This is a genomic window from Gilvimarinus gilvus, assembly GCF_030518155.1.
Classification (GTDB): Bacteria; Pseudomonadota; Gammaproteobacteria; order Pseudomonadales; family Cellvibrionaceae; genus Gilvimarinus; species Gilvimarinus gilvus.
The window spans coordinates 1-405 of record NZ_JAULRU010000274.1 but is presented as its reverse complement, the minus strand read 5'-3'; the positions used below and the strand labels follow the sequence as shown (position 1 = coordinate 405).

General features: G+C 26.7%; 1 protein-coding gene. It reads left to right on the top strand.

Annotation, left to right across the window (positions count from 1 at the left end):
• On the top strand, positions 1-405 hold a 405-nt coding region (locus QWI17_RS04770; protein WP_302721375.1), incomplete at both ends, for a hypothetical protein.

Below are 405 nucleotides of genomic sequence, written 5' to 3'. Positions count from 1 at the left end.
GGAGAGTTTAAAGCTTTTCTAGAATACCTGAAAGCTACTCGACCAGAGTTGATTGATGGTGTTGAAACATTTGAAGATTTTCAGAAAATTATTAAAGATGTTGAGCCAATTATTGAGAAAATTATTCCTAAACCATTTGTAAAATATAATTTAAAAGCGATAACTTTTCCCTTTTCAGATAAATTTATTTTTGCAACGGATCGACTTAAAGAGTTGATTGATAATAATGAATCACGACTAAAATTCAATTTTGAAGATTTAGATTATGATACATTATATAAGTTTTGTTGTTGCTTCATCTTATCAAAATATTATCATAAAAATTTAGATTTTAATTTATCAAATCAGTTGGTGATAGACAATCAAAATGGCTACAGAATTTATCTTGGGACTGATATAAACCAT